Genomic DNA, 3220 nt, shown 5'->3' with positions numbered 1-3220 from the left:
CGCTCGTCGCCGCGCGCGCGAACAGGCGGTTCAGTTCGTCGATCGTCTGCCAGCCCTGCTGGTTCAGCGGATCGGCGGCCGTCGCGGTCTGGAAGGATTTCGCCGCGATGCGCAGGAAGGCCGACGAACTGCCGTCGCCGCCGGAGATCAGCCGCACGCCATCGGCCCCCTGCTGCGCGGTGATCAGCGTCGGCACCATGTGGTCGAAGTAGATGTCGTTGGGCGCCAGCGCATGCGTCCAGCGCCTGCCGTGGCGCTTCAGCAGCTCGGCGGTGACGCCGGCCATGCGGGCCCCGGTCTCCTCCATGCCGATGTCCATCATCTCGAGCACCTGGCACTCCTTGCAGGCGCGGATCACCTCGGCCATCGCATTCGACTTGGTCATCGCCATCTGCAGCTTCGAGTCGGTGAAGATCACGACGCCGGCCCGGCCACCGGACTCCAGGATCGCCTTCGAGGCGGCCATGCGGGCCACCAGCAGCGGATCGCTGGTCACGTTGGTGCGCACCGGCGTGCCGGCGATCGGGCCGGGCCACGGGTTGGCATGCCAGCTGACGAGCACGATGCCGCGCCGCTCGAACGGCGTCAGGTCGTACGGGCCGTAGCCCTTGGTCGCCGAGCCTTCGAGCGTGAGCCCGCCCATCAGCGCGATGCCGTCGGGGCCGAAGGCCATCACGTCCTGCATCACCTTGTCGCGCTTGGCGACGATGCCACCGAGGTCGAAGACCTTGACGTTCCAGCCGATCACCGCGGCCGCCTCGCGCAGGCCGAGCGAGGCGGCCAGCACGCCGCCGTTGCGCAGGTCCTCGATCACCAGCGCGATCGTCTTGCCGGGCACGGCGGGCGGTCCGGCGTCGACACGCGGCTCGCTGCCACAGCGGATGGCGAGGTCGACCACCGCCTTCGCCTCGGCCACGGCCTGGCCCTGCGACAGGCCCGGTTTCGGCGACTGGCCCCACGCCATGCTGCCGGCGCACAGCACGAGGGCCGCCGCCAATGCCCTCAGAACGCCTCGGCCGCAGCGGGCCGGGCCGGGCAGGCTCGGATGGGACATGACGCACCTCCTGACAAGGATGGCCTGCGCACATCGCGCATCGGCCTCTTCCTTATCGGTCGTGCGGCGGTCCGCTGCAACAGGGTCTGTCCGAAGGTCAAATGTCCCTGTCGGTCCCGCCGATCGCCGCCGTCAGTCGTCGCGCTCCAGGCGCTTGCCCATGCTCATCGCGTCATCTTCCGCGAACCCGAGGCTCTCGTAGAACGCGATCACCGCGGTGTTGCCACGGCGGATCTGCAGGTTGATCTTCGGGCAGCCGCGCTCGCGCAGCTTCAGCTCGGCCCAGTCCATCAGCGCGCGGCCGAGGCCGCCGCGCTGCAGCTGGGGCGTGACGGCCAGGTAGTTGATCCAGCCGCGGTGGCCCTCGTAGCCGGCCATCACGCTGCCGACCAGTTCACCATCGCTCTCGGCCACGGCGAACAGCTCGGGCTGCTCGGCGAACTTGCGGGCGATGTCCTTGGCCGGGTCGTTCCACGGCCGCGTCAGCCCGCACGCCTGCCACAGCGCGATCAGCGCCGCCTCGTCTTCACGACGGCACAACCGCACCTGCCACATGCCTACAGCTTGCCGGCGACCCAGCCCTGCACCGAGGCCAGCGCCTGCGGCAGCTGCGACGCGTCGGTGCCGCCGGCCATCGCCATGTCGGCCTTGCCGCCGCCCTTGCCGCCGACCTGCTGCGCGACGAAGTTGACCAGCTCGCCGGCCTTGAGCTTGCCGACGCTGTCGGCGGTGACGCCGGCGGCCAGCTGCACCTTGTCGCCGTCGACCGCCGCCAGCACGATGACCGCGGTCTTCAGCTTGTCCTTCAGCTTGCCCAGCGTCTCGCGCAGCGTCTTCGCGTCGGCGCCTTCCAGGCGCGCGGCCAGCACCTTCAGGCCCTTCACGTCGACCGCCTGGCCGACCAGTTCATCGCCCTGCGACGACGCGAGCTTGCCCTTCACGGTGCCGAGCTCCTTCTCCAGCGCGCGCACCTGCTCCAGCACCTGCGCCAGGCGCTGCGGCACCTCGGTGGGCGCGGCCTTCAGCGTCGCGGCCAGCTGGTGCACCGTGCCTTCGAGCGCCTGCAGGTAGGTCAGCGCGTTCGCGCCGGTCACCGCCTCGATGCGGCGCACGCCGGCCGCCACGCCGCTCTCGGCCACCACCTTGAAGAGGCCGATGTCACCGGTGCGGTGCACGTGCGTGCCGCCGCACAGCTCGCGGCTGCTGCCGATGTCGAGCACGCGCACGGTCTCGCCGTACTTCTCGCCGAACAGCATCATCGCGCCGGTCTTCTGGGCCGATTCGATGTCCATCACGCGCGCCTGGGTGGCCGCGTTGGCGAGGATCTCGGCATTGACGCGGCGCTCGATCTCGGCGATCTGCTGCGGCGTGACGGGGGCGTTGTGCGCGAAGTCGAAGCGCGTCTTCTCGGCATCGACCAGCGAGCCCTTCTGCTGCACGTGCGTGCCCAGCACCTCGCGCAGCGCCTTGTGCATCAGGTGGGTGGCGCTGTGGTTGCGCACGGTGGCGGCGCGCAGGTCGCCGTCGACGCGGGCGGTGACGGTGTCGCCCACCGACAGCTTGCCCTGGCTCATCACGCCGTGGTGGCCGAACACGTCGGCCTTGATCTTCTGGGTGTCCTGCACGCCGAACAGCGTGCCCTCGGCACTCAGCGAGCCCTGGTCGCCGACCTGGCCGCCGCTCTCGGCGTAGAACGGCGTCACGCTCAGCACGACGATGCCGGTCTGGCCTTCGAGCAGCTGCTGCACCGGGCTGCCTTCTTGATAGAGCGCAGCGACGACCGCCTTCTCTTCGAGGTGCTCGTAGCCGGTGAATGCATGGCCGGCGCCGGTGTACTCGACCGCGCGCGCCATCTTGAACTTGCCCGCCGCGCGGCCGGCCGCCTTCTGCTGCTCCATCGCCGCACCGAAGCCGACCTCGTCGACCTCCACGCCGCGCTCGCGGCAGACGTCCTGCGTCAGGTCGAGCGGAAAGCCGTAGGTGTCGTGCAGCTTGAAGGCGACATCGCCCGGCAGCGTCTTCTGGCCGCCGGCCAGCGCCGCGTCGAGGATCTCCATGCCGTTGGCCAGCGTCTCGAAGAAGCGCACTTCCTCGGCCTTCAGCGTGTCGGTGATGTGCTGCTGGTCGGCGRCGAGCTTCGGGTAGGCCGCGCCCATCTCGCTGACC

At 70.3% G+C, this 3220-nt stretch carries 3 protein-coding genes; all 3 read right to left on the bottom strand.

The genetic code is table 11. The annotated features are described in order from the left end of the window. A partial coding sequence (locus tag AC1D01_RS26895) for a substrate-binding domain-containing protein (protein ID WP_477871821.1) occupies nt 1-1054 on the bottom strand: 1054 nt, incomplete at its 3' end. Nucleotides 1055-1186: 132 nt separating this feature from the next. Then, nucleotides 1187-1609 carry a GNAT family acetyltransferase gene (locus tag AC1D01_RS26890; RefSeq protein ID WP_477871819.1) on the bottom strand — a complete coding sequence of 141 codons (423 nt, stop codon included), beginning with the start codon at nt 1607-1609 and terminating at the stop codon, nt 1187-1189. A gap of 2 nt (nt 1610-1611) precedes the next feature. Beyond that, nucleotides 1612-3220: alanine--tRNA ligase (gene alaS / locus AC1D01_RS26885; RefSeq protein WP_477871817.1), on the bottom strand; the 1609-nt coding region annotated here is incomplete at its 5' end.

The organism is Rhizobacter sp. P3_B12 (genome assembly GCF_056402895.1).
The sequence above is the reverse complement of the archived record's forward strand: the minus strand, read 5'-3'. Positions and strand labels throughout refer to the sequence as shown.